Here is a 21,904-nt window from a genome sequence, read left to right on the forward strand (position 1 = left end):
TTTGATTAAGCTAAAAGGGAGCCCAATAAGGCTCCTTTTTTATTTCATGCATTCAGGTACGCTCTCATGTTTAAGCGTTTTGTTCTCTCTTTAGCCTTTCTAATCATGGCTGCGGTAGTGAGTTTTCAAGTCATCTTTACCGTGCCAGAACACCCACAGATCATCACACAAACTGGTTCTGAAATTACCGAAGACATTCGATGTATAGAGTTTAGCGGAGCAAAAGCTCTGGACGATAACGGTGAACTCAACCTTTTAGTTTGGAACATCTACAAGCAAAATCGCGCTAACTGGCAATCTGAGCTGGAGTTGTTCTCGGCAGATAAGCAATTGTTATTGCTGCAAGAAGCCAGCATGACAGACAGTTTTAAACAATGGTTGGTAGATGGCAGCTGGGTCAGCAACCAAGTCAGCGCGTTTAAAGCGTTAGGCAGCGGAGCTGGCGTGATTAGTATTGCTCAAAAGCAGCCAGTTAAAGCATGCGCGTACACGTCAAAAGAACCGTGGTTGCGTTTGCCAAAATCGGCGTTGTACAGCCAGTATCGTTTAAGTAATGGTGAGAGCTTGGCCGTTATCAATGTGCATGCGATCAACTTTACCGTTGGAACGGAAGAATATACTTCGCAACTTTCTGCGCTTGAGACGCTACTTAAACAACACAGCGGGCCAATCGTATTTGCTGGTGATTTTAATAGTTGGAGCGAATATCGGATTTCGGCCATGAAGCAGGCCCTGAGGGAAGCAAATTTGAGAGAAGTACAATTCTCGCCAGATCATCGTACGCAGTTTATTACGGGTTTGCCGCTAGACCATGTATTCTACCGCGGACTAACGCTGAAAAATGCGAAAGCGCCGCAGAGTGACGCTTCCGATCATAATCCATTACTGGTGTCGTTTACGCTTAACGATTAGTGTTAGTCAGCTTAAGCGATAACGATGTACAACGCCCAAATTACGTAAAACGCAATCCAAGGCAGGCTCGAAATCACCAGAGCCTGTCCGCGTTCAAATTCAGTCCACGTTAATACCACGCCGTAACCTAGAACAATGTACCAAGGCAACAGAAGTGGCAGTGAGCTAGCAAAATGAGACCATTCGTTGGTGAGTGGCAACTTCAGTAAGCCATTGAGACTGTTGAGATCCGCCGCATAGGTCATTACCTGACCATGTTTCAATAGTAAGCTTGCGTAGCTTGCAATGTCGCCCAATACCGCTGGAAACAAAATGGCGCACGATGCCGCAAACCATTTCCAATAACCGTATTGTTGTTTACTTGCTTTAGTCGCAAGGAAGAACCAAAACGCAAGCAACAAAAGCGTCGCAAAGCGATTGAACACGTCATTAATGATCGCACTTGCCATCAACGTGTTTGGTTCCAATAGCTCAATCTGCTGTGGGTCGATTTGTTGGAACTGTACAGTGAGTTGGTCACTTAACCACGTAAAATCAACGTTCGAAAAGTACGCGCCCCAAAATAGGAATGGGCTTAGCATCAAAAAGATGAAAGGTTGCCATCCCCAACCACCACGCTGATAAAGCGCAAGAAAACAAGAGGTTGGAGAACGGAATATATCCAACAACATTACGAGTGGGTTACTTGACGGGTTCATACACTTACCTTAGTTACATCTACGTACAGCTTAAGTTTTTGACCCGGTTTTAGGTACTTCTGCTTATGCAGCGAGTTCCATTTTACGATGTCGTTGCTCTTCACCTTGAATTTGCTTGCGATGCCACTGATGGTGTCGCCAGAGCGAACGTTGTAGAACACGGTACGAATCACGGCGCCTTGGTCTGATTTTTTCCAAATCACCAGCTTTTGACCGACGCGCAGGGTATCTTTTGGTCCCATACCGTTCCATTTTGCTAGCGATTTGTGTGAAACCTTGTTGTCACGAGCGATAGACCACAAACTTTCACCCGATTGCACAACGTGTGACAGTTTCAGTTGGCCACGAGCTTGCGATTGCGTTTTGTTCAAACGGTTTTGCGCTGTAAGTGCGTACTTTGAATCGTCTTTGGTTGACGTCGGAATAAGTAAGTACTGACCAATGCGAATGTTGTTGTTCGACAGGCCGTTAGCACGACGAATCACTTTTGAGGTCGTACCGTATTTCTTCGCCAACATACTCAACGAGTCGCCAGATTTGACTTTGTAACGCGCGACTTTCATGCCTTTACCGCGATTGCTCTCAACTTGAGTTAAGAACGCATCCTTCTTCTCCACAGGAATAAGAAGCTGATGAGGACCTTCTGGTGCGGTGGACCATTGGTTGTAGGCAGGGTTGTAGCTTTGCAGCTCTTTTACCCCGATGCCCGCGTAATCAGCAGCGATAGCGAGATCCAGTTGTTCTTTCGGATCGACTAACGTCAGCACTGGTTTGTTTGGGATAGATGGAATGTCGATACCGTACTTTTCTTGGTTTGCCACCACGTCCGCAAGAGCGAGAAGTTTTGGCACGTAGCTACTGGTCTCTTTGGGCAGATCTAAAGAGAAAAAGTCGACAGGTTTACCCAATTTTTTGTTCTTACGGATAGCGCTAGATACACGACCGCCGCCACTATTGTAGGCTGCGATTGCGTGTTCCCAGTTTCCGTCAAAACGTTCATTTAATTGAACAAGATAATCCAATGCAGCATCGGTAGAGGCAGCGACATCGCGACGCCCGTCATACCAGTAGTTTTGTTCAAGCCCCATCATTTTCCCGGTGCCTGGCACAAACTGCCACAAACCTGCTGCGCTACCGTGCGAGTAGGCGAAAGCGTCAAATGAGCTTTCCACAACCGGTAGAAGAGCAAGCTCCATTGGCAATCCACGTTCTTCGATACGTTGCGTGATCATGTAAAGAAATGGCGCTGCACGTTTAGATACCGTGTACAGGTGGTTTGGGTGTTTCAAATACCACGTACGGTAATAATCCACTTTCTTGTTGTTTGGGATGTCCATTTCAAGCTGCATAGCAATACGTTGCCACACATCTTCTTGTTCCTGAGGGGAGAGTACTTTTGGCGTATCCTTAGCAGAATCTTTCGCCAAAGATTGTTTGTTTTTAGATTTAGTCTTAGTGGCATTCTGCTTAGCAGTTTGCTCTGACTTGTTGGTTTCTGGAGTTGGAGTGGTGGACGAATTTGGCTGAGTCAATTGACAGCCAGATAATAACAACACCAACGCCCAGCTATACTTCAAACGCATGGGTTCAGCCTATTTAGGGCCTTTTTATCTTCTCCTGCCTGTCGCGCAGCCTAAGTTGCGTGGCAGTCGTGAGATAATAGACATCTTTTAACACTAACTAATATTCAATAGAGGCGGAGAGCTTCTAAAATTATGCATGGGAGCGACATTCAAGTTGATTTATATCGACCCCAAACGTAAGAGAAGCGCCAGTGGCGCTTCCCAAAAAATCAGCCCCTGATAATACTGGGGTCTTGCAAACTTACAAGCAGAAAATGGTTAAAATTCGTTCTTCCACTCACGCAAAGCAGTAAAAACCGAGCATGGATCGCTATTTTTAATGCGGTTCGCGACAGACTTAACAACGTCTGGATTGGTGGTACGCAAGAATGGATTAATCCACTTTTCTTTTCGCAGCGTTGTAGGAAGGGTAGGAATATTTAGTGCACGAAGGCGGTTCACATCGTCTCGGTATTGACGTAGTTGCTCGTTATCGGGTTCCACAGCCAGCGCAAAGGCAACGTTACTCGCTGTATATTCATGCGCGCAGAACACTTGTGTTTCTTCTGGAAGCGCTGCAATTTTGCTCAGGGATTCAAACATCTGCTCTGGTGTACCCTCGAAAATACGACCGCAACCAGCAGAAAATAGCACGTCACCACAGAACAGCTTGCTATCGCCTACATACCCTATATGACCGAGCGTGTGCCCCGGCAAACCGAGCACCAAGAAGATTTCGCCGAACAGCTCAAGCTTATCGCCTTCTTCCATAGGAGTTGTTAAGGTCGGAATTGGCTCCGCTTTCGGGCCGACAACGGTAACGTGAGGAAATGCACGAACTAAATCTGGAACACCGCCAATGTGATCGTTGTGGTGGTGTGTAACTAAGATCGCTTCTAAAGTTAATTCGTTAGCCTGCAAATAATCTAGTACTGGCTGTGCATCGCCTGGATCGACCACGGCGCAACGCTTGTCGCTATTTTGTATCAGCCAGATGTAATTATCATTAAATGCGGGTATGCTTTTGATCTCTAACACGATTCGTTCTCCGTCACCCTTTTTAAGTCAGGTGGTTAATGAAACCAGCACTCAGCAACAAAACTTTACCGCACCCATCGACTTGGTCAGCGATGAACAATGGGCCTTGGGTGCTTGAGTCAATCCAGACCCGACTTGATGAATGGTGTCCGAAACTGTTCGGCTACCATATGCTCAAACTGGGCGGGTTGAGCTGTGAGCTAACCAGCTGTAATTGTAACATTCAACACCAAGTCAACGTAGATATCCAGAACCCGTTGCACAATGTTATCGCAGATGGTTACGAATTGCCCTTTTTGGAAAAAAGCTTTGATGTCGTGATACTTGCCCATCAGCTTGATTATGCAAGTGATCCACACCGTCTGCTGCGAGAAGTAGACAGAGTGATGATGGATGATGGCTGCTTGATCATTACGGGTTTTAACCCAATTAGCTTTACTGGTTTAGCGAGTTTATTCCCATGGCGTAAAAATAACTTGCCGTGGAGTGGACGAATGTTTACTTCGAGCCGAATCAATGACTGGTTGGGGTTACTCAATTACCAAGTAATTCATTGTGATCGTTATGCGCTGTTTCCTATGACACGTTATCGCACCATGTGGACTTGGTTAGAAAACAGCTTGGGGGATTGGGCTTCTCCGGCGGGGAGCTTGTACTATATCGTCGCTCGTAAACGAACGTACCCTCTCAAGCCAATCAAACCACATTGGCGTCTAAAGAAAAAACTGACGCCGCTTGGCGTGATGAACCGAGAGGGATTTGGTGTGAAGAGAGTGTCGAGCCAGCGCTACTAGCGTATTAAGATGGCTGGTAGCCTGTATCTTCTTCTGTTGGGTTTTCTGCTGCTGTGCGGGCGAGTTCATCACAGATTTCGTTTTCTCTGTGTCCAGCATGGCCTTTAACCCAATGCCAATCCACTTGGTGGCGTGCCGTTTCTTTATCCAGTGCTTGCCATAAATCGGCGTTCTTCACGGGCTTTTTATCTGCGGTTTTCCAGCCGCGTTTTTTCCAGTTGTGAATCCACTGCGTGATCCCTTGGCGCACGTACTGACTATCGGTCGTCAGCGTGACACGGCACGGCTCTTTCAGTGTTTGCAGGGCGACAACAGCGGCTAACATTTCCATGCGATTGTTGGTGGTGAGGGTGTAGCCTTTGGAGAGCGTCTTTTCTACGTCTTTGTAGCGTAAGACGATGCCGTAGCCACCAGGGCCTGGATTTCCTAAACAAGATCCGTCTGTGAAAATCTCAACGTGTTTGGTCATATTTTTGGTACTATTAGCCGAAACATTTAATAAAGCATAGTCTGACATACATAACCTTATGAATACCAGCAGCAATTCTGAACATAATCGCATTGTCGTTCTCGATACCGAAACCACAGGTATGAACCAAGAAGGTGGTCCGCACTACTTAGGTCACCGCATCATCGAAATCGGTGCCGTGGAGATCATCAACCGTAAGCTGACTGGTCGTCATTTCCATGTGTACATTAAGCCCGATCGTGAAATTCAACCTGAGGCGATACAAGTACACGGTATTACCGATGAATTCTTGATAGATAAACCGGAATACGCGAGTGTCCACCAAGAGTTTCTTGATTTTATCAAAGGCGCAGAACTGGTTGCGCATAACGCGCCCTTCGATACTGGCTTCATGGATTATGAGTTTGAAAAACTCGATCCAACAATTGGTAAAACCGACGATTACTGCAAGGTGACGGATACGCTTGCCATGGCGAAGAAAATCTTCCCGGGCAAGCGCAACAACCTCGACGTATTATGTGAACGTTACGGCATTGATAACTCGCACCGTACACTCCACGGGGCATTGCTCGATGCGGAGATTCTAGCCGACGTTTACCTACTGATGACTGGTGGGCAAACGAGTCTAGAATTTAACGCCAACAAACAAGAAGGCGGGGTAGAAACCATTCGCCGCATTGAAGGAAGAAAAGCACTAAAGGTTTTGCGTGCAACTGCCGATGAATTAGAAGCGCACCAGAAAAGATTAGAACTGGTAAACGACTGTATTTGGCACCAATAGGAGAAGCTATGTTGAGGGCTTTGTCGGTCGCTATTTTAGCGATCTGGAGTTGTTTCGCATTTGCCGCGAGCGAGTCCGCCATGTCTTTGTTGGATAACCGTTTTCGTGTCGACCCGACCATCGAACAGATTACTTTTCTGGTTTATCGTGAACAAAGTTCTCAACCTGTTGTGTTAGTTCGTCCAGATGGTAAAAAATATTACGCGTGGGGCTCTTACGACAACGTTCGTTGGTATCAAGAACCATCACTCGACATCATTTCAGTCGATAACCCAATGCCCGGTCCTTGGCAAGCTGTGGGGAAAGTAACCCCAAAAAACAACATCCGCTTAATTTCACATCTCAAGCTCAGCACCGACGTATTCCCTAACCGTCTCTATAACGGAGAAGCGCTCAAGTTCACTGCGCGTTTAACTTCAGACGATAAGCCGCTTGTCCTGCGAGACTTTCTCGACCGCGTCAACTTGCGAGTCACCTTTACTAAGTTTGTCGAAAATGAAGACGAACTGATAAAAGAAGCACGCCCAGTGCCGATGATCATTGGCGAATTTTCTGATGATGGTCGCGGTCTGGATGAACAAGCGGGCGATGGCGTCTTCACCGTTCAATTACCTATCGAAGTGGAACCGGGCAAGTACCGCGCACGAATCACCTCTGGAAACGGCGTATTTTTGCGTGCGCAAGAACAGGTGATTTTGGTGTACCCAAACCCAGTCTCACGTACGTTTATTCAATCTCGTAGCCCAGAGAAACCACATCAGCTGGTGGTTAGTGGTGAGCAAGGTATGATTGCTCCCGGTTCTATCGCGGTAAACGTCGAGCAAAATGCACCTGATGGCTTTATTACCTACAGCCAAGGGCAAGTGTCACAGGATGGTATGAAAACCACCTTGAACTTGGATAACGATCCTGAACTGGGCAAGTACTCATGGCGCGGAGAAATCTTTGCAACGGATTTCGCAACCCAGCGTGCACTAGTGTTTCCTATTCAAGAACAAACCTTCAGTGTCGTTGATGAAGTGGATTTAGAAGCTGCCCGCATCGCCAAAGAAGCAGAGCTGGCCGAGCAACGCCGTATTGAGATGGAAAAACGCATCATTGCAGAGCGCGAAGCAGAGCGTAAACGCAGCATGATCATCATTGCGGTCGGCAACGTAGTGATGCTTTTGATTGCTATTGTGGCTTGGATTGTGTGGCGTAAGTTAAAAGCGAAACGACAAGCCATGCCTGAAATGCAATTGGAAGTGCCAAAGAAATAAGGCAGAAGAGTTAGAGAAAGAACGGAGCCCATCGGCTCCGTTTTTTTCTAGGGTTTTTGCCATGAATGCTAGGGATCTTCTGTCCGTCCAAATAAGTAAATGTGAGAACTAACTATTTGATTTTTAATTGAAGCATGCCGATAAAGCTCGCATTATAGACTCTTAGTATTAGTCTGTTCGTACAAACTATAAGGAGAGAGCTTTGAAAATGGAAATGTTAAATCTAGATCATTTGCCTTTACAGAAGGCATTGGTGGAGTCGGCATACAACGCCTTTGTCAATGAAGAGAATGTTATTGCCGCGGTATTGCTAGGTTCATTGTCTTCAGGAAAGGGAGACCGAGTATCGGATGCGGATGTTGTTGTTTTCACCAAAAACAATTTCCATAAAAATGCTGAGCCTTGTTTTGCTCAGTTTGAAGCTGACAGAGAGATCTTCTATCGCTTAGAAGGTGATCATAATGAGATGGCACACTTCAAAAAATATATCTTCAACGATCTAACTAGTGCTGAGATTCATTGCTTAGATTTGAGTGAACCTTTTAAGCTTTCAAAGCCCTTCATAATCCTATTCGATAAAGATGAATTTATTAATGAACTGGTTACTAACGAACCGGCACCCAAGCATGAAGATTTTCCTGTTTATACTATTGGCGACCAAGGTCTGATTTGGGAATTGTTTGACTGCATAAAATGGCTTAGCCGCGATAATAATGAATTAGCCAAAAGTTATTTAAAGAAACTCGCAGACAAACTATAGACTCGGTACTTCAAATCAAAAGAAGCGAGGTGCTTAAGAGGCCTCTATGACGTACAAAAAACGTCGGAAGTACAAGTGTCATCTTCATTCAGAAGAGCAGGTTGAAAGCGGTATTTATCTTGGTGTGCCTTTTGAAAGTCCCTATCTTAGCTTAAGTGAACAAGGCTTATTGACGATTAAGAAAGGTTATTCGTGGGATGGTGTAAGTGGTCCTGCAACTGATACCAGAAGAAATCTCATTCTGGCGTCTTTAGTGCATGACGAACTTTATCAACTTATGAGAGAAGAATTGCCGCCTCAAAGTAACCGAGCATAAGCGGATGGGCTATTGCGGACGATCTGTCTTGAAGAATGCAGTTCTCCTTGTGTGCGAATTACATCTATTACGGAGCCAAAGTTTTTGGTGGCTGCTTCTCAAAGCCGGATGTTTTATCTGCCTGAGAGGATTCCTTTTTATTTTTTATGTATGTTTATTTATACAGTGTTGTTATGTATGCTTCGTTGGTAATTAAAGGAGTAGTACGCAATGACAATAAAATACGAAGAGTTCGTTCCAAGCCCAGAAGAATACTGTGAGATGCGTGTCAAAGCAGGTTTGTCTCCAAAGTCTCTGCAAGCGGCGGAAATTGGCTTACCCAACTCTCTTTACGGAGTGTCCATCCGAGATGAGGGGGCTCTTATTGCAATGGGCCGGGTTGTTGGTGACGGGGCGTGTAACTTCGAAATTGTCGACGTTGCCGTTGACCCTGATTATCAAGGTAACGGGTTAGGTAGAAAAGTCATGGAATACATCGACGGTTATCTTTCTTCTGTTGCACTTGAAGGCTCTTACGTTTCTATGATTGCTGATGAGCCATTCTTTTATGAAAATCTTGGTTACAAGCTAGTGGCTCCCAAAAGCCAAGGAATGACGAAAAAATTTAAACCGCAAACATAAAGCCGAGCCTATTAAACAGATAAAATGAACAATAAAAAACAGGAGAAGATACTCCTGTTTTTTATTTTAGATTATCGCTTAAGCCACTTCTGGAATTGGCTTTGGTGGTTGTTCCAAATCGGGTTCTTTTTGCACGGTTGGAACAATCCCTTCACCGACAGCACTGAGGTAGCTACCACTGAGTTTGATCGCAAGGTACATATCGGCACGCAGCAAAATCCCGCCTTCACTGGTATTTATTCCCGTTAACTCACACCATTGACGCAAGCGGCGTTTTCTTCCTGCCAGGACTAATCGTATTCCTCTTTTTTTGAGCACTTCGTGAATGTCGGCCAATGTCGCCATGACACTCAAATCTAGGTGAGTAAAGCTTGATACGGCATCGACTACGACACAGCTGACATCTTTGTTTTGCTCTGCGTGCTCTAGCAAACGACGCTTAAAGTACGGCGCATTAAAGTAGGTCAACGGTGAGTTGAAGCGATAAATCACCATTCCCGGAATTGGAGACGCTTTTCCGGTTTCATCAATGGTGCGAATGGTGCCTTTTTCATCCAGACCCAGTAGTTGGTCACTTGGTCGCATGACGATGCGTAAAAACTGAAATAGACCTAATAGAACCGCCAGTGTGATACCCGGAATAACCCCAATCACTAGCACGGAAATAAAGGTAATGATGGCAAGGTAAAAGGCATCTTTATCACGTGTTTTCAGTATCCATATGGATTTGAGGTCAAGCAGTGACAGTGACGCGATGATGAGTACCACGCCGAGTGAGGCTATAGGGATGAACTGCAACGGCTCGTAAATAAAGACCGCGATAATAGCAATGGTGATGGCAGCGACAATCGATACCAATTGCGATTTTCCCCCATTGGCGTCGTTAACGGCGGTACGAGAATCTGCGCCGCTGATGGCAAAGCCTTGCGAGAAGGCAGAAGCAATATTGGCAAACCCCAATGCCTGAAACTCTTTATTAGCGTCAATGTCGTAGCCGTTCTTTGCTGCGAAGCTGCGCGCGGTCAGCATCATGCTGACAAAGCTAACGATCGCTAAGTTTAACGCTGGCACGACGAGCTCACGCACTTCGCCAAGCTCAAATTGTGGGGCTTGAAATTGAGGGAAACCACCTTGAGTTAAGCCGACTACGGCCACGTCCATTTCTTGTAAGTGCAGTAGCCAAACCGATGCTGTAGTAACCAGTATGGCAAGCATTGCTGCAGGCCAAGTAGGACGGTAGCGTTTGGTTACCAAATAGACCACCACCGTCGCTACACTTAACGCAACGGTTGGCCAATGAAGTTCTGCCAAGCGTTGTGGAGCTTCCCATAATCGTTCAAGTAGATAGCGTTGTTCGTATTTCAAACCCACGACTTTCGCAAACTGACCGACAATGATGGTCAACGCCACGCCGTTGAGTAGCCCTAAGAGGATTGGGCGGGAAAGGAAGTCAGCAAAAATTCCCAGTTTGAAGCGGCTGGCCAGTACACACCAAATACCTGTCATGGCTGTCATTGTCATGACGAGCTGCCAGTGTTTGGTTGGGTCGCCAGCGGCAATTGGGGTAACGACGGCGGCGATGACGGCACAGGTTGCGGCGTCCGGGCCAACAATGAGTTGTCGGGAAGTGCCCATCAAAGCGTAAACCAGCATCGGCAGCACGCATGAGTAGAGGCCGACGATAGCAGAAACGCCAGTTAGCTGTGCATAAGCAATAGCAACAGGTAGTGCAACAGCAACAACAGAAAATGCTGCTCTAAAGTCATTCACGAGCCATTCTTTTTGATAGTTTTTAAGTTGAATGAGTCCTGGGAACCACTGAGCGAATAAGAGTCTAGCCAACAGATTTTCCATATATGTGGTTGAGATACGGTAAAGTATACATCGTTAATGGGTAAGGTCTGTGAGCTATTTATCACTCATATCGCGATCAATTGGTTTGGCTGTGGTTACAACGAGTGTCTGAGTGTGAGCATCGGATGCGTCGAAAGGGAAGGGGCGTTATTTGGATTCAGAACACAAGGAAACGGGAGCCAAAGCTCCCGTTTTTGTCTTTCTTATTGGCTTTTAAGCAACGCTATCCATTTGAGGGTAAAGTGGCTTTGCTGCCAATAGTTCCGGCTCAAAATCGTCAACGTTAATAGTATCGAGACGATGTTGCTCGGCTTCTCTCAGCAGTTCTGCTTCTTCTTGAGTGATCACGCCTTGCTCTAGACCTTCTTGAGCAATAATGTCCAAGCGGAGGAATGGACGACGTTTACCTTGCGCTTTACAAACTTTGTCGAACACAGGCTCAGCTTGAAGAATCACAGACAGTGCCAACTCAATCTTACCGGCTGGGTTGTGCTCTGTTGGCTCTAGGTACTGGCCACGGCCAATGCGCGAGCGTGTTGCACTTGGGGTTTGTAGAATACGTGCCACTTTGCTGTCTAGCTTGTCACTTGGTGCTTTGCGTACACGACCGAATGGCATAATCAGAACGCGAAGTGTGCGGCCAATGACTTTGTTCGGGAAGTTTGCTAGGAACTCATCAACGGCGATTTCTGCTTGTTTTAAGCTATCTTGTAGACCCCAGTGAACCAAAGCCAAATCTTCAGCTGGACGACCATCTTGTTCAAAACGTTTTAGCGTCGCCGAGCTTAGGTATAGCTGACTGAGAATGTCACCTAAACGCGCGGATAAACGCTCTTTACGTTTCAACGAACCACCAAGCACAGCCATTGAGATATCAGACAGAAGCGCTAGGTTGGCACTGTAACGGTTTAGCTGTTGGTAGTAGCGTTTCGTAGCATCTTTAGTCGGTGTCGATGAACCGAGACCATCGCTTAAACCAAACCAAATACTGCGAACGAGGTTACTCATGGTAAAGCTCACATGGCCAGCTAACGCTTTGTCGAATTTCTCAACCGCGTCGCTCGCTTCTGAGTAAGCTGCGCTCATTTCTTCAAGTACATATGGGTGACAACGAATCGCACCTTGACCGAAGATGATCATCGAACGAGTCAGAATGTTTGCACCTTCTACCGTTACGGCGATTGGAGAGCCTTGGTAGCCACGAGCGAGGAAGTTTGAAGGGCCTAAACAAATGCCTTTACCGCCGACAATGTCCATCGCGTCGATGATGCTTTGTTGACCGCGGTGGGTACAGTGGTACTTCACAATTGCAGAAATAACCGATGGCTTTTCACCTAGGTCGATACCTGCAACAGTTAGATTGCTGGCCGCATCCATGACGTATGCATTACCGCCAAGACGCGCCAATGGCTCTTCAACGCCTTCCATGTGACCGATTGGTTGTTTGAACTGACGACGAATGCGAGAGTATGCACCCGTTGCCATCGCAGCCGATTTGATACCACCCGTCGAGTTAGAAGGTAGCGTGATGCCACGGCCGACCGACAGACATTCCACCAGCATGCGCCAGCCTTGCCCTGCCATTTTCTCACCACCGATGATGAAATCGATAGGAACGAAAATGTCTTTACCACGGGTTGGACCGTTCTGGAATGGTACGTTCAGTGGGAAGTGACGGTTACCGATTTCTACACCTTTCACATCCGTTGGGATCAGCGCACATGTGATACCAAGATCTTCTTTATCACCAAGCAGGCCTTCTGGGTCACGCAGTTTGAATGCAAGGCCAAGTACCGTCGCAACAGGTGCAAGCGTGATGTAGCGTTTGTTCCACGTTAGACGCATACCCAACACTTCTTTGCCTTCCCATTCTCCTTTACAAACGACGCCGTAATCTGGGATTGAGCCTGCGTCTGAGCCAGCCTCTGGGCTAGTTAGTGCGAAACATGGGATTTCTTTACCTTCAGCTAGGCGAGGTAAGTAATAGTTTTTCTGCTCTTCAGTGCCGTAGTGTTGCAGTAGTTCACCAGGGCCTAACGAGTTTGGAACACCAACGGTAGATGACAAAACGCCAGAAACACCCGTCAGCTTTTGCAGTACCAAAGATTGAGCGTATGCAGAGAACTCTAGACCACCGTACTTTTTCTTGATGATCATGGCGAAGAATTTGTTGTCTTTTAGATACTGCCAAACTTCAGGTGGTAAATCCGCGAGTTCATGCGTTACTTGGAAGTCGCTGACCATAGCACACACTTCGTTTACTGGGCCGTCTAAGAACGCTTGCTCTTCAGCGCTAAGTTTTGGCGCTTGAATTGCGTGTAATTTTTCCCATTCAGGTTTACCTTTGAATAGCTCAGCTTCCCACCATACTGTACCAGCATCGAGAGCTTCTTTTTCAGTTTGAGACATCGCAGGTAGCACAGTCTTAAACAACGCCAGTGCCTTACGGCTAATAAGCGATTGGCGGATGCCAGAAACGGCAAAGACCGCGATTGCAAGCACATACAGTGCCCAGCCAATAACGCCAACTGAGCCTGTGATAGTCAGCACTAGCATGGCAGCGGTTAGTAGGCTGACGGATTTAACGAGTGACATTCTGTGGTAAAGCGTAATGCCTAACACAACAGCCATCGCAACGATAGAGAGCAAGATGTCCATATAATTTTTCCTTTTCAGACTTTATAAATGTTGTACGTCTGTATTTTGGTAAGAGGTCTAACCAGTTGGTGTAAGTGTAATCAAAATATTAAAGAAATGTAAAACACAAGATTGAGTAAAAAGTGATCTAAGTAGAGTTAAAATTCTAAAGTTGCGAATTGAGTGATGGTTTCGTAAGCAAGTTGACAAGTTTATTACTGTCACCAATCCAAATCTGGAGGTTCACTATCGACACTAATTCTCGTTTGTGGGTAAACTCAGTGTTATGAAATGTCCGGTGCTAAAATGGCATCAGAACCATTTACTAAGGCGAAGCGAATGCGCATTTACGCCCGAAATAATAAAGAGAACGTCTTATGTACCAAGATCTGATTAGAAGTGAATTGAACGAAGCTGCTGAAGTGCTCAACAAATTTTTAAGCGATGACCATAACATTGCTCAAATCGAAGCGGCAGCGAAGATGATTGCCGATTCTTTTAAGCAAGATGGTAAGGTGCTGTCGTGCGGTAACGGTGGTTCGCACTGTGACGCAATGCACTTCGCAGAAGAGCTAACAGGGCGTTACCGTGATAATCGCCCAGGATACGCTGGTATTGCGATTTCAGATCCAAGCCACCTTTCTTGTGTCAGTAACGATTTTGGTTACGACTTTGTTTTTTCTCGTTACGTTGAAGCGGTAGGCCGCAAAGGTGATGTTCTGTTTGGTTTGTCGACATCTGGCAACTCAGGCAATATTCTTAAAGCGATTGAAGCTGCGAAAGCGAAAGGCATGAAGACCGTCGCACTGACGGGTAAAGACGGCGGTAAAATGGCTGGTCTTGCTGATGTTGAAATTCGTGTACCACACTTTGGTTATGCAGACCGTATTCAAGAAGTACATATTAAGATTATTCACATCATCATTCAGTTGATTGAAAAAGAGATGGAATAATTTTCTGCAGCCACTTTTTCGGCTGTGGTTTAGGTAAGGAGTTCGTTAAACGATGTGTGAATTGCTCGGCATGAGCGCCAATGTTCCAACGGATATCTGTTTCAGCTTTACAGGACTGATGCAGCGCGGAGGTCGTACTGGCCCGCACCGTGATGGTTGGGGAATTACTTTTTATGAAGGTAAAGGTTTTCGAACCTTTAAAGATCCAAAACCAAGCTGTGAGTCCCAAATCGCTGAATTGGTGCAAAACTATCCGATCAAAAGTCGTGCGGTTGTGAGTCATATTCGCCAAGCAAACCGTGGCGGAGTGAATTTAGAAAATACGCACCCATTCACACGTGAGTTGTGGGGCAAGTATTGGACCTTTGCTCACAATGGTCAGCTGTCTGATTACCAAGACCTGTACACTGGGCGCCATCGTCCTGTTGGTCAAACAGACAGTGAGCTCGCGTTTTGTTGGCTGCTAAAGCAGATGGAAGATCGATATCCAGAGCCTCCTCAGGACATAGAATCTGTTTTTCTCTACATCGCTAAGTGTTGTGATCAGCTCAAAGAAAAAGGCGTGTTCAATATGTTGCTCAGCGACGGCGAGTTTGTCATGACGTATTGTACTAATCACTTGTATTGGATTACGCGTCGCGCTCCGTTTGGCAAGGCCGCTTTGCTAGATGAAGATGTGGAGATCAACTTCCAAGAAGAAACAACACCAAACGATGTTGTTTCTGTCATTGCAACTCAGCCTTTAACCGGTAATGAGACTTGGCATCGAATGAAGCCCGGTGAATATGGTTTGTTTCACCTTGGTGAACTGATCCAAAACAATGCATCTGATTTGAAAGATGTGCCATTTGCAGCGCCCAAACCGGGTAATCAAGCTCCGACCGAACCGTTGGAATAAAGACGTTTCTAGACATCAAGTTTTCCAAATAACAAAAAGGCAGTCACTCGACTGCCTTTTTTGATGCGATCTTGTATTGATTTTGTATGTAAGCCAGCAATAGCACTGAGAATTCTTAATCACCAGATCCGTTTGCTTAACTTGTGCTTATAACTAAGCTTTCCGCTGAATCAGTTGGCTCAGCATAAACAAAGAAGTCGCACTGATCACCACTGACGGGCCTGCTGGTGTGTCGAAGTGCCAAGACAGACTCAGTCCCATCAGAACTGAAATCGCACCTATGATGGATGCGAAGAATGCCATTTGTTCTGGTGTAGAAGACAACTTACGCGCTGTTGCTGCTGGGATGATCAGTAGTGAAGTCATGATAAGGGCACCGACAAACTTCATACCTACCGCAATCACTACGCCCACCATCAGCATCAAGACCAGACGAATTAAATCTGTGTTCACACCTTCTACAGCGGCTAGCTCTTCGCTGACGGTACTTGATAATAACGGTCGCCAGAATATGTACAAACATGCACTAACGGCAATTACGCCGGCATAAATAAACATCAAATCTTCTGGTGATACAGCTAATAAATCACCAAATAGGTAACTCATTAGATCGACACGAACATTGTCCAAAAAGCTTACTGACACCAAACCGATAGACAAAGAGCTGTGAGCCAGAATTCCGAGTAGGGTATCTGTGGCCACCAGTTGCTGCCTTTGCAGTGTTACAAGGAGTACCGCTAATGCTAAACAGCAGACTAGCAGCGCAAGATAGAGGTTAACGTTCAGTAAGAACCCGAGAGCGAGCCCCATTAACGATGCATGGGCAAGAGTGTCACCGAAGTAGGCCATTTTGCGCCATACAACAAAAGACCCGAGTGGACCTGCGATGATTGCAATACCAATACCAGCGAGAATAGAAGGTAGAAGAAACTCAATCATGGTGATGATGTCCGTGGCTATGGTTAGAGCACGAGGTAGCGTCGCCCGATACTGGAGAACCAGACAAATCGTGATGGTGATGCTCGTGGTCGTGATGATAAAACGCGAGTGATTCTCTCGCTGCGTTACCAAACAATGCTACGTAAGAAGGATGCTGAGTGATCGTTGCTGGTGATCCCGAACAACAAACGTGGTGGTGCAAACAAATCACATCGTCTGTTTTTGCCATGACCAAGTGCAAATCATGAGATACCATAAACACAGCGCAATCGAAGCGGTGACGGATGCTTTCAATCAAATCGTATAGATCGATTTGTCCCTGAACATCAACACCTTGAGCTGGTTCATCAAGAACCAACAAGTCAGGGCGTTGTAGCAGCGCGCGGGCGAGTAGGACACGTTGGTTTTCACCACCAGATAGGCGGTGCATGTTGCTCTTAATTAAGTGCTCGGCACCAACCAGTCTTAATGCATCAAGGCATTCTTGTTTGCTGTACTTTCCTGCTAAATTTAAGAAACGGATAACGTCTAGCGGCAAAGAGTCGTTGAGTTTCAGTTTCTGAGGCACATAACCAATTTTTAGCCTTTTCGCTTTTACCAATTTTCCGCTAGTTGGCTTTTGAAGCCCTAAAATGACTTTAACTAACGTGGATTTTCCCGCTCCGTTGGGACCGATTAGGGTTGTGATTTTGCCCTTTTCTAATTCCATGCTGATGTTATCGAGAACTCTGCGATCATCGAACTCGACGCACAATCGTTCAAGACTGACTAATGAAGACATGAATGAAACTCATTTGCAAAACTATAATGTTATAATGTAACATTATCGCACTTTCTATACCATATCCCAAGCAAAACTATGAAAAGAGCTTTAATTCTTGCTGCTTCAGCAATGTTAACCTTGCCAGCGCAGGCGATAACAGTACTTACAAGCATTAAACCGATCCAACTGATGGTGACTGAACTGACTGAAGGCGTCACTACTCCTGAAGTGCTAGTTCAGTCAAACGCATCACCACACGATTATTCGCTGCGACCTTCTGATGTAAAAAAAGTCGCGTCTGCGGATTTGGTGATTTGGTATGGTCATGATTTGGAACCGTTTCTTGAAAAAGTCGTATCAAATAGATCTAGTACACTGACGCTAAGCGAAATACCAAATCTAGCGCTTCGTGAGTTTGATAGTGAGCATTCGCATGATCACGACGGTCATGACCACGGTAGCCACGACCCGCACTTTTGGTTGGGTATTAAACCGGTTAAACAGGTCGCCCAAGCTGTTGTGAACAAATTGGTGGAAATCGATACAGCTAATGCGAAAACGTACAGCAACAATCTTGTTAAATTTGAAGAACAGCTTGCGGCTAAAGATAAGGAAATAGAGCAGCAGTTAGCACCAGTGAAGAACCAAGGGTACTTCGTTTTCCATGATGCGTACGGTTATTTTGAAGAGCGTTACCAGTTAAATAATCTAGGACACTTTACGGTGACTCCCGATCGAAAACCGGGTGCCAAGACGCTGATTCAGATCAGAAAAACACTGGGATCAGGTAACGTGGCTTGTGTGTTTTCTGAGCCTCAATTTACACCAGCCGTTGTCGAGAGTGTGATGCGTGGCAGCGATGTCGCCAAAGGCGAGCTTGACCCATTAGGCAGTGTGATCAAAGTGGAGCCAGGCAGTTACTTTAACTTGTTAGGCAACATGGCTGACAGCTTTGAGCAATGTTTGGCTCAATAAGGGTAATTAGTTGTAGTTTTGCGGATGAAATGTCTCTTTTACGTGATCTAGCAGTAAGAATTACAACCTTTGGCAAGACGAACCTTTTCTATAAAAGGAATTGAGATATCATTATCAATAATTAGCGGCTCAAAATAACCCTACTCACAAGAGCTATGGAAGGCCTATAGGGAGTTGAGTTGATATACATTGATATATAAGGTTTTCGTCTTGCTTCGCCAACTTGTCCTGATTTTCTGGGGACTCTTCATATCATCTCAAGCATTTGCGCTGAACAACGCGAATGCCATCTTTTACCCTTTGCCTACTCAGGTTAAGGGCACTTTTATTGCTGCGAAAAAATTGTTCTTGGGCGAGCAAGGTGGGCTATGGATTCATGATGTACATGGCCGCGTTCTTTTTTATGACGGCCAGAATGTTCTGCCAAAATCAGGCAGTTTTTTGCAAACGACTGCAAAGCAGCTTGCGTATCATCAAGGGTCATTCTGGACCTTTGTCGAAAATGAGGTTTATCAGACCTACCCAAACAAAGAAAGGCAGTTGGTCTTTAGCCTTAACCCCGGGTCGCAAATTAGAAAAATAGGTTCATCAGGTGATTATATTTGGGTCAGTGATGGCGCACATTTTTATACCTACAATATCAAAACCAATGAACTTGATTCATTTTCACTGCTTCAACTTTATCAACATAGCAATAATAGTTATGTGTACATCAATGATGCGATTCTGGTCGAAACCAAATGGGCGTTGGCTACAACATCTGGTGTCTATCTCTCTGAAGGTAATAAATTTGATCATGTGATTTCATCCGGTCAAAACTACATTGAAAAAGTGTACTACTCGCATACGAGACGCGAGATATTGGTCGGCACCTTAAAAGGCGCGTTGATCTTCAATATTTACGAGCCGAACAAAGAGATCGTCAAAATTGGCGGCTCCCACGTACTGACGTTTTCAGAGACCAATCAAGAGTATTGGGTTGGTACTGAGCACGGTTTGTATCTCTACTCGTTTTTAACAGGTGAAGTTACTGAAGTTGAGCCTGCGAGCTTCTTAGAGTTAGAGCTCGATAGCACTAAAATTTATTCCTTACTTAGCGACAACATGGGCGGAATGTGGATAGCGACCAACCAAGGCATTCGTTATTACTCTTTGTTCAGCAAAAAATTTGAGCGAGTCACCTTTAGTAGTTATGACTCGCAAACCTTATCTGGTCGTATCAGACAAACGGTAACAGGGCCAGATGGTGTGCTTTGGTTTGCCGATGACCGCAAACTGTATCGTTCTGGCGCGGAAGGGATTGTAAAAGTCTTAGAATTAGATTCTCAAATTAACGAATTTGCGTTCCGACGAGGCATGTTATGGCTTGCCACTTCAAAAGGTTTGGAGATATTCCAATTGGAGGGGCTGAAAAAGGTTAGCTTCCCTTATTTACAAGTAATGGCTGGGCATGCTGTTGAGCATATTGCTCTAGACGACACAAACCGTTTGTGGGTATCCAGCGGTTACCAACTTTACAACGTTGATATCGACAAGCAATCCGTCAGAAACTTTGGTAGCGAATGGATCGTGAGTCAGTACTTACCAGCTAAAGTGACGCGCTTATATGATACCGAAGATAAACTTTTTATTGGTACGGACCACGGCATTTATGAATACGATGATGAACGTATTCGTTTCAATCGTTTCTCGGAAAAATATGGCGAGTCGCTAGATATAGTGAAAGCGGCGGATGGCTCTCAGTGGTTTGCCTCTTCCTATGGGTTGTTTAAAACAGTGGCTGGTGGCGAAGCCAAGCAAGTCTTGGAGATGAGTGTTGCGAATGCTCGTCCGGCGTGTTTGATCAGTGATGCGAAAGGTGTGTGGCTTGCATCTTCTGTTGGGTTGAGTTACTACCGATTGTCCGGTGAGTTAGTTAAACATTATTCATCTGCATCGGGCTTGATTAATAATGAGTTTATTCCTGGGATATGTAGCGTAGTGAAACGCACAGAAGATGGTGAACGTGAACTTGTTTTAGGCTCAAAATATGGATTAGTTAAAGCGGAGGCTTCAAAACTATTGGTGTCAAACCCGCCAGAATCCCGCTTTATTGTTAGCCAAGTGATGCTTGAAAACGATGTAATCCAAGTGGGGAGTTCCGACCTTGATGGGATTAAGCTGCCTTATGGTTCTTCGTTGAGCTTTCTCTTTGGCATCATGCCTAAACCGGATAGCCAGAACCTGTACTACCGCTTAAACGAAGACGATCGATGGCAGACATTAGAAGGGGGACAGTTAACCTTAGAGCACCTTAACTCTGGGGAATACCACCTTCAAGTGAGTAACGAGTCACAGGTAACGGCGGGCGTTGTTGGTTTAGAGTCTCGTTTTGAAGTGCTCAAACCATGGTATCTATCCAAACTTGCGATATTAGGCTTTCTCGTCTCAATTTCTACGCTTATCGGCCTTATCATGTACTGGCGTTCACGATATGTTATGCAAGCAAACCGAGAGCTTGCTGCTCAGGTCACTCTAAAGACCAACCAACTAAGACATCAAAGCCGCGTATTATTGACGAGTAATCAACAATTAAGAAAGCAAATTCAGGTTAGAAATCTATTAGTTGACCATGTTGCTCAGTCTATAAAAACCAGCGTCGATTATATCTCGTCAAAATTGCCAGTGGAGAGAGACTCCATCACTCAGGATCACGTATCAAAAACTTACTGGCAGCTGAATGAGCTTAAAAGTGCTCCTGGTGATGCGAGTAACGGCAGTCAAAACTACAACCTAAGCCAAATTACGCAATCTGTGGTGGATGTGTGGCGAGACGATTTCGCCAAAGCGGGGATCTCTGTGGAGTTAGAGGATGAGAACAAGTCTAGCCGTATTGCTCTAGAGAGTTTCAATCTGGATGTTATCTTTAACAGTATCTTTGCCAACATCATCAAGCGCTCTTTCCGAGGTCAAGCCGTTAAAGTGATGCTAGAAGAGGGACGGGACATTGTCTCACTCAGCTTTTTGGATTACGGAACGCAATTGCCAAATAAACTTTCTCTAAGTCGTTCTGCTAATAACAATGTGGACTTGAGTATCGACAATCTTTCGCAGTTGGTTACGGTGAGTGGAGGGCACTTAGCGGTGTTCACTTCTGATGCGCAGAATAAAATTGAGATTACTTGGCCGATGGCCAAAGAGTTGAGCCATGTTGAGGAAGTTTTACCAGAATTTGTGCCAGAAAACATCGTCGAAGAGAAAGCCAGTCCAGAGAATGAGTGGCTACAAAAGGTTTATCAGTTAGTTGCTGAGCATTACCATGACCCTGATTTTGGTACTGCGACAGCGGCTAAGATGTTATTTATGTCTGAACGTAGTTTACAACGCCGCTTTAAGTCGGCCTCGTCAAGAACGTTAAAAGATTATTTAACGGAGGTACGGTTAGAAACTGCTTGTGAACAGTTACTCGCAGGTGAAAAAATCAGTGAAGTGGCTTTCAACTGCGGTTTCAATGATCCTTCTTACTTCAGCCAGAAGTTCAAGTTACACTTTGGTTTACCTCCATCAAAGTTCGCGATGGAACAAGACAGTCACGCAAATTAGTCTCCAATCTTTCGAGCATCGTTAATAGTTACAGCACGGATGTTATCTAAATCACCTCCTCACGTTTAGCGGCGTGATTCGTTCTGATACCGC

The 21,904-nt window shown here is 45.5% G+C and carries 19 protein-coding genes; 11 read left to right on the plus strand and 8 right to left on the minus strand.

Annotated elements, in window-relative coordinates; translation table 11 throughout:
- Window positions 1-66 precede the first annotated feature (66 nt).
- Complete coding sequence (locus tag ACF8CV_RS19505) at window positions 67-912, plus strand: endonuclease/exonuclease/phosphatase family protein (RefSeq protein WP_025557845.1); 846 nt, start codon at window positions 67-69, stop codon at window positions 910-912.
- An 11-nt stretch (window positions 913-923) separates the two neighbouring features.
- Here ACF8CV_RS19505 and ACF8CV_RS19510 read toward each other — a convergent pair whose 3' ends face one another.
- The 3 genes from ACF8CV_RS19510 to gloB form a co-directional block, all read right to left on the minus strand.
- Window positions 924-1,610: a YIP1 family protein gene (locus ACF8CV_RS19510; RefSeq protein WP_005494291.1), complete on the minus strand. Its 687-nt coding sequence runs from the start codon at window positions 1,608-1,610 to the stop codon at window positions 924-926.
- Entirely contained in the window at window positions 1,607-3,193 is a 1,587-nt protein-coding gene (locus tag ACF8CV_RS19515; protein WP_020838643.1) for a LysM peptidoglycan-binding domain-containing protein, read from the minus strand. The genes ACF8CV_RS19510 and ACF8CV_RS19515 overlap by 4 nt, the downstream gene beginning before the upstream one ends.
- Before the next feature lie 258 nt (window positions 3,194-3,451).
- Window positions 3,452-4,210 carry a hydroxyacylglutathione hydrolase gene (gloB, locus tag ACF8CV_RS19520; protein WP_005456739.1) on the minus strand — a complete coding sequence of 253 codons (759 nt, stop codon included), beginning with the start codon at window positions 4,208-4,210 and terminating at the stop codon, window positions 3,452-3,454.
- Between the two features lie 38 nt (window positions 4,211-4,248).
- Between gloB and ACF8CV_RS19525 the strand changes: the two genes are divergently transcribed.
- Window positions 4,249-5,004, plus strand: a complete 756-nt coding sequence (locus tag ACF8CV_RS19525) for a class I SAM-dependent methyltransferase (RefSeq protein WP_005481108.1) — start codon at window positions 4,249-4,251, stop codon at window positions 5,002-5,004.
- A 4-nt stretch (window positions 5,005-5,008) separates the two neighbouring features.
- Here ACF8CV_RS19525 and rnhA read toward each other — a convergent pair whose 3' ends face one another.
- Window positions 5,009-5,473 (minus strand): ribonuclease HI, encoded by a 465-nt coding sequence (gene rnhA, locus ACF8CV_RS19530; RefSeq protein WP_005484436.1) that lies wholly within the window; start codon window positions 5,471-5,473, stop codon window positions 5,009-5,011.
- 58 nt (window positions 5,474-5,531) lie between these two features.
- Between rnhA and dnaQ the strand changes: the two genes are divergently transcribed.
- From dnaQ to ACF8CV_RS19555, 5 genes are all read left to right on the plus strand, one after another.
- Window positions 5,532-6,254 carry a DNA polymerase III subunit epsilon gene (dnaQ, locus tag ACF8CV_RS19535; RefSeq protein WP_025788949.1) on the plus strand — a complete coding sequence of 241 codons (723 nt, stop codon included), beginning with the start codon at window positions 5,532-5,534 and terminating at the stop codon, window positions 6,252-6,254.
- A gap of 8 nt (window positions 6,255-6,262) precedes the next feature.
- Window positions 6,263-7,513, plus strand: a complete 1,251-nt coding sequence (locus tag ACF8CV_RS19540) for a TIGR03503 family protein (protein ID WP_015297131.1) — start codon at window positions 6,263-6,265, stop codon at window positions 7,511-7,513.
- Window positions 7,514-7,721: 208 nt separating this feature from the next.
- Complete coding sequence (locus ACF8CV_RS19545) at window positions 7,722-8,273, plus strand: nucleotidyltransferase domain-containing protein (protein ID WP_031831997.1); 552 nt, start codon at window positions 7,722-7,724, stop codon at window positions 8,271-8,273.
- 46 nt (window positions 8,274-8,319) lie between these two features.
- Window positions 8,320-8,589 (plus strand): hypothetical protein, encoded by a 270-nt coding sequence (locus ACF8CV_RS19550; protein WP_228520278.1) that lies wholly within the window; start codon window positions 8,320-8,322, stop codon window positions 8,587-8,589.
- A 210-nt stretch (window positions 8,590-8,799) separates the two neighbouring features.
- Window positions 8,800-9,210 carry a GNAT family N-acetyltransferase gene (locus tag ACF8CV_RS19555; RefSeq protein ID WP_138938260.1) on the plus strand — a complete coding sequence of 137 codons (411 nt, stop codon included), beginning with the start codon at window positions 8,800-8,802 and terminating at the stop codon, window positions 9,208-9,210.
- 78 nt (window positions 9,211-9,288) lie between these two features.
- Here ACF8CV_RS19555 and ACF8CV_RS19560 read toward each other — a convergent pair whose 3' ends face one another.
- The gene (locus ACF8CV_RS19560; protein WP_023584134.1) at window positions 9,289-11,064 is read right to left on the minus strand and encodes a SulP family inorganic anion transporter; all 1,776 of its coding nucleotides are present in this window, start codon (window positions 11,062-11,064) and stop codon (window positions 9,289-9,291) included.
- A 213-nt stretch (window positions 11,065-11,277) separates the two neighbouring features.
- Window positions 11,278-13,722 (minus strand): acyl-CoA dehydrogenase FadE, encoded by a 2,445-nt coding sequence (gene fadE / locus ACF8CV_RS19565; protein ID WP_138938259.1) that lies wholly within the window; start codon window positions 13,720-13,722, stop codon window positions 11,278-11,280.
- A 356-nt stretch (window positions 13,723-14,078) separates the two neighbouring features.
- On the opposite strand from fadE, the gene lpcA reads away from it, so the two are divergent.
- Entirely contained in the window at window positions 14,079-14,654 is a 576-nt protein-coding gene (gene lpcA, locus ACF8CV_RS19570) for a D-sedoheptulose 7-phosphate isomerase (protein WP_005457680.1), read from the plus strand.
- A 52-nt stretch (window positions 14,655-14,706) separates the two neighbouring features.
- Window positions 14,707-15,552 carry a class II glutamine amidotransferase gene (locus ACF8CV_RS19575; RefSeq protein ID WP_138938258.1) on the plus strand — a complete coding sequence of 282 codons (846 nt, stop codon included), beginning with the start codon at window positions 14,707-14,709 and terminating at the stop codon, window positions 15,550-15,552.
- Window positions 15,553-15,705: 153 nt separating this feature from the next.
- On the opposite strand, the gene znuB is transcribed toward ACF8CV_RS19575, so the two are convergent.
- Window positions 15,706-16,491 (minus strand): zinc ABC transporter permease subunit ZnuB, encoded by a 786-nt coding sequence (gene znuB, locus ACF8CV_RS19580; protein ID WP_005455500.1) that lies wholly within the window; start codon window positions 16,489-16,491, stop codon window positions 15,706-15,708.
- Window positions 16,484-17,272: a zinc ABC transporter ATP-binding protein ZnuC gene (znuC, locus tag ACF8CV_RS19585; RefSeq protein ID WP_029854454.1), complete on the minus strand. Its 789-nt coding sequence runs from the start codon at window positions 17,270-17,272 to the stop codon at window positions 16,484-16,486. Before znuC ends, znuB begins: the two co-directional genes overlap by 8 nt.
- A 78-nt stretch (window positions 17,273-17,350) precedes the next feature.
- Between znuC and znuA the strand changes: the two genes are divergently transcribed.
- Together znuA and ACF8CV_RS19595 are read left to right on the plus strand one after the other, a co-directional pair.
- Window positions 17,351-18,229, plus strand: coding sequence for a zinc ABC transporter substrate-binding protein ZnuA (gene znuA, locus ACF8CV_RS19590; protein ID WP_029854455.1), 879 nt, complete (start codon window positions 17,351-17,353; stop codon window positions 18,227-18,229).
- Window positions 18,230-18,439: 210 nt separating this feature from the next.
- Window positions 18,440-21,811, plus strand: coding sequence for an AraC family transcriptional regulator (locus ACF8CV_RS19595; protein WP_169602386.1), 3,372 nt, complete (start codon window positions 18,440-18,442; stop codon window positions 21,809-21,811).
- Window positions 21,812-21,904: the final 93 nt, after the last annotated feature.

Origin of the sequence: Vibrio sp. zbq_1 (genome assembly GCF_043102935.1) — a bacterium.
Taxonomy (GTDB): Bacteria; Pseudomonadota; Gammaproteobacteria; order Enterobacterales; family Vibrionaceae; genus Vibrio; species Vibrio parahaemolyticus.

Bases quoted from the DNA above. Each gene is read 5' to 3' on its own strand.
- ACF8CV_RS19505 (WP_025557845.1), top strand. From the start codon at position 67: ATGTTTAAGCGTTTTGTTCTCTCTTTAGCCTTTCTAATCATGGCTGCG.
- ACF8CV_RS19510 (WP_005494291.1), bottom strand. From the start codon at position 1,610: ATGAACCCGTCAAGTAACCCACTCGTAATGTTGTTGGATATATTCCGT.
- ACF8CV_RS19515 (WP_020838643.1), bottom strand. From the start codon at position 3,193: ATGCGTTTGAAGTATAGCTGGGCGTTGGTGTTGTTATTATCTGGCTGT.
- ACF8CV_RS19525 (WP_005481108.1), top strand. From the start codon at position 4,249: ATGAAACCAGCACTCAGCAACAAAACTTTACCGCACCCATCGACTTGG.
- rnhA (WP_005484436.1), bottom strand. From the start codon at position 5,473: ATGACCAAACACGTTGAGATTTTCACAGACGGATCTTGTTTAGGAAAT.
- dnaQ (WP_025788949.1), top strand. From the start codon at position 5,532: ATGAATACCAGCAGCAATTCTGAACATAATCGCATTGTCGTTCTCGAT.
- ACF8CV_RS19540 (WP_015297131.1), top strand. From the start codon at position 6,263: ATGTTGAGGGCTTTGTCGGTCGCTATTTTAGCGATCTGGAGTTGTTTC.
- ACF8CV_RS19545 (WP_031831997.1), top strand. From the start codon at position 7,722: ATGGAAATGTTAAATCTAGATCATTTGCCTTTACAGAAGGCATTGGTG.
- ACF8CV_RS19550 (WP_228520278.1), top strand. From the start codon at position 8,320: ATGACGTACAAAAAACGTCGGAAGTACAAGTGTCATCTTCATTCAGAA.
- ACF8CV_RS19555 (WP_138938260.1), top strand. From the start codon at position 8,800: ATGACAATAAAATACGAAGAGTTCGTTCCAAGCCCAGAAGAATACTGT.
- ACF8CV_RS19560 (WP_023584134.1), bottom strand. From the start codon at position 11,064: ATGGAAAATCTGTTGGCTAGACTCTTATTCGCTCAGTGGTTCCCAGGA.
- fadE (WP_138938259.1), bottom strand. From the start codon at position 13,722: ATGGACATCTTGCTCTCTATCGTTGCGATGGCTGTTGTGTTAGGCATT.
- lpcA (WP_005457680.1), top strand. From the start codon at position 14,079: ATGTACCAAGATCTGATTAGAAGTGAATTGAACGAAGCTGCTGAAGTG.
- ACF8CV_RS19575 (WP_138938258.1), top strand. From the start codon at position 14,707: ATGTGTGAATTGCTCGGCATGAGCGCCAATGTTCCAACGGATATCTGT.
- znuB (WP_005455500.1), bottom strand. From the start codon at position 16,491: ATGATTGAGTTTCTTCTACCTTCTATTCTCGCTGGTATTGGTATTGCA.
- znuC (WP_029854454.1), bottom strand. From the start codon at position 17,272: ATGTCTTCATTAGTCAGTCTTGAACGATTGTGCGTCGAGTTCGATGAT.
- znuA (WP_029854455.1), top strand. From the start codon at position 17,351: ATGAAAAGAGCTTTAATTCTTGCTGCTTCAGCAATGTTAACCTTGCCA.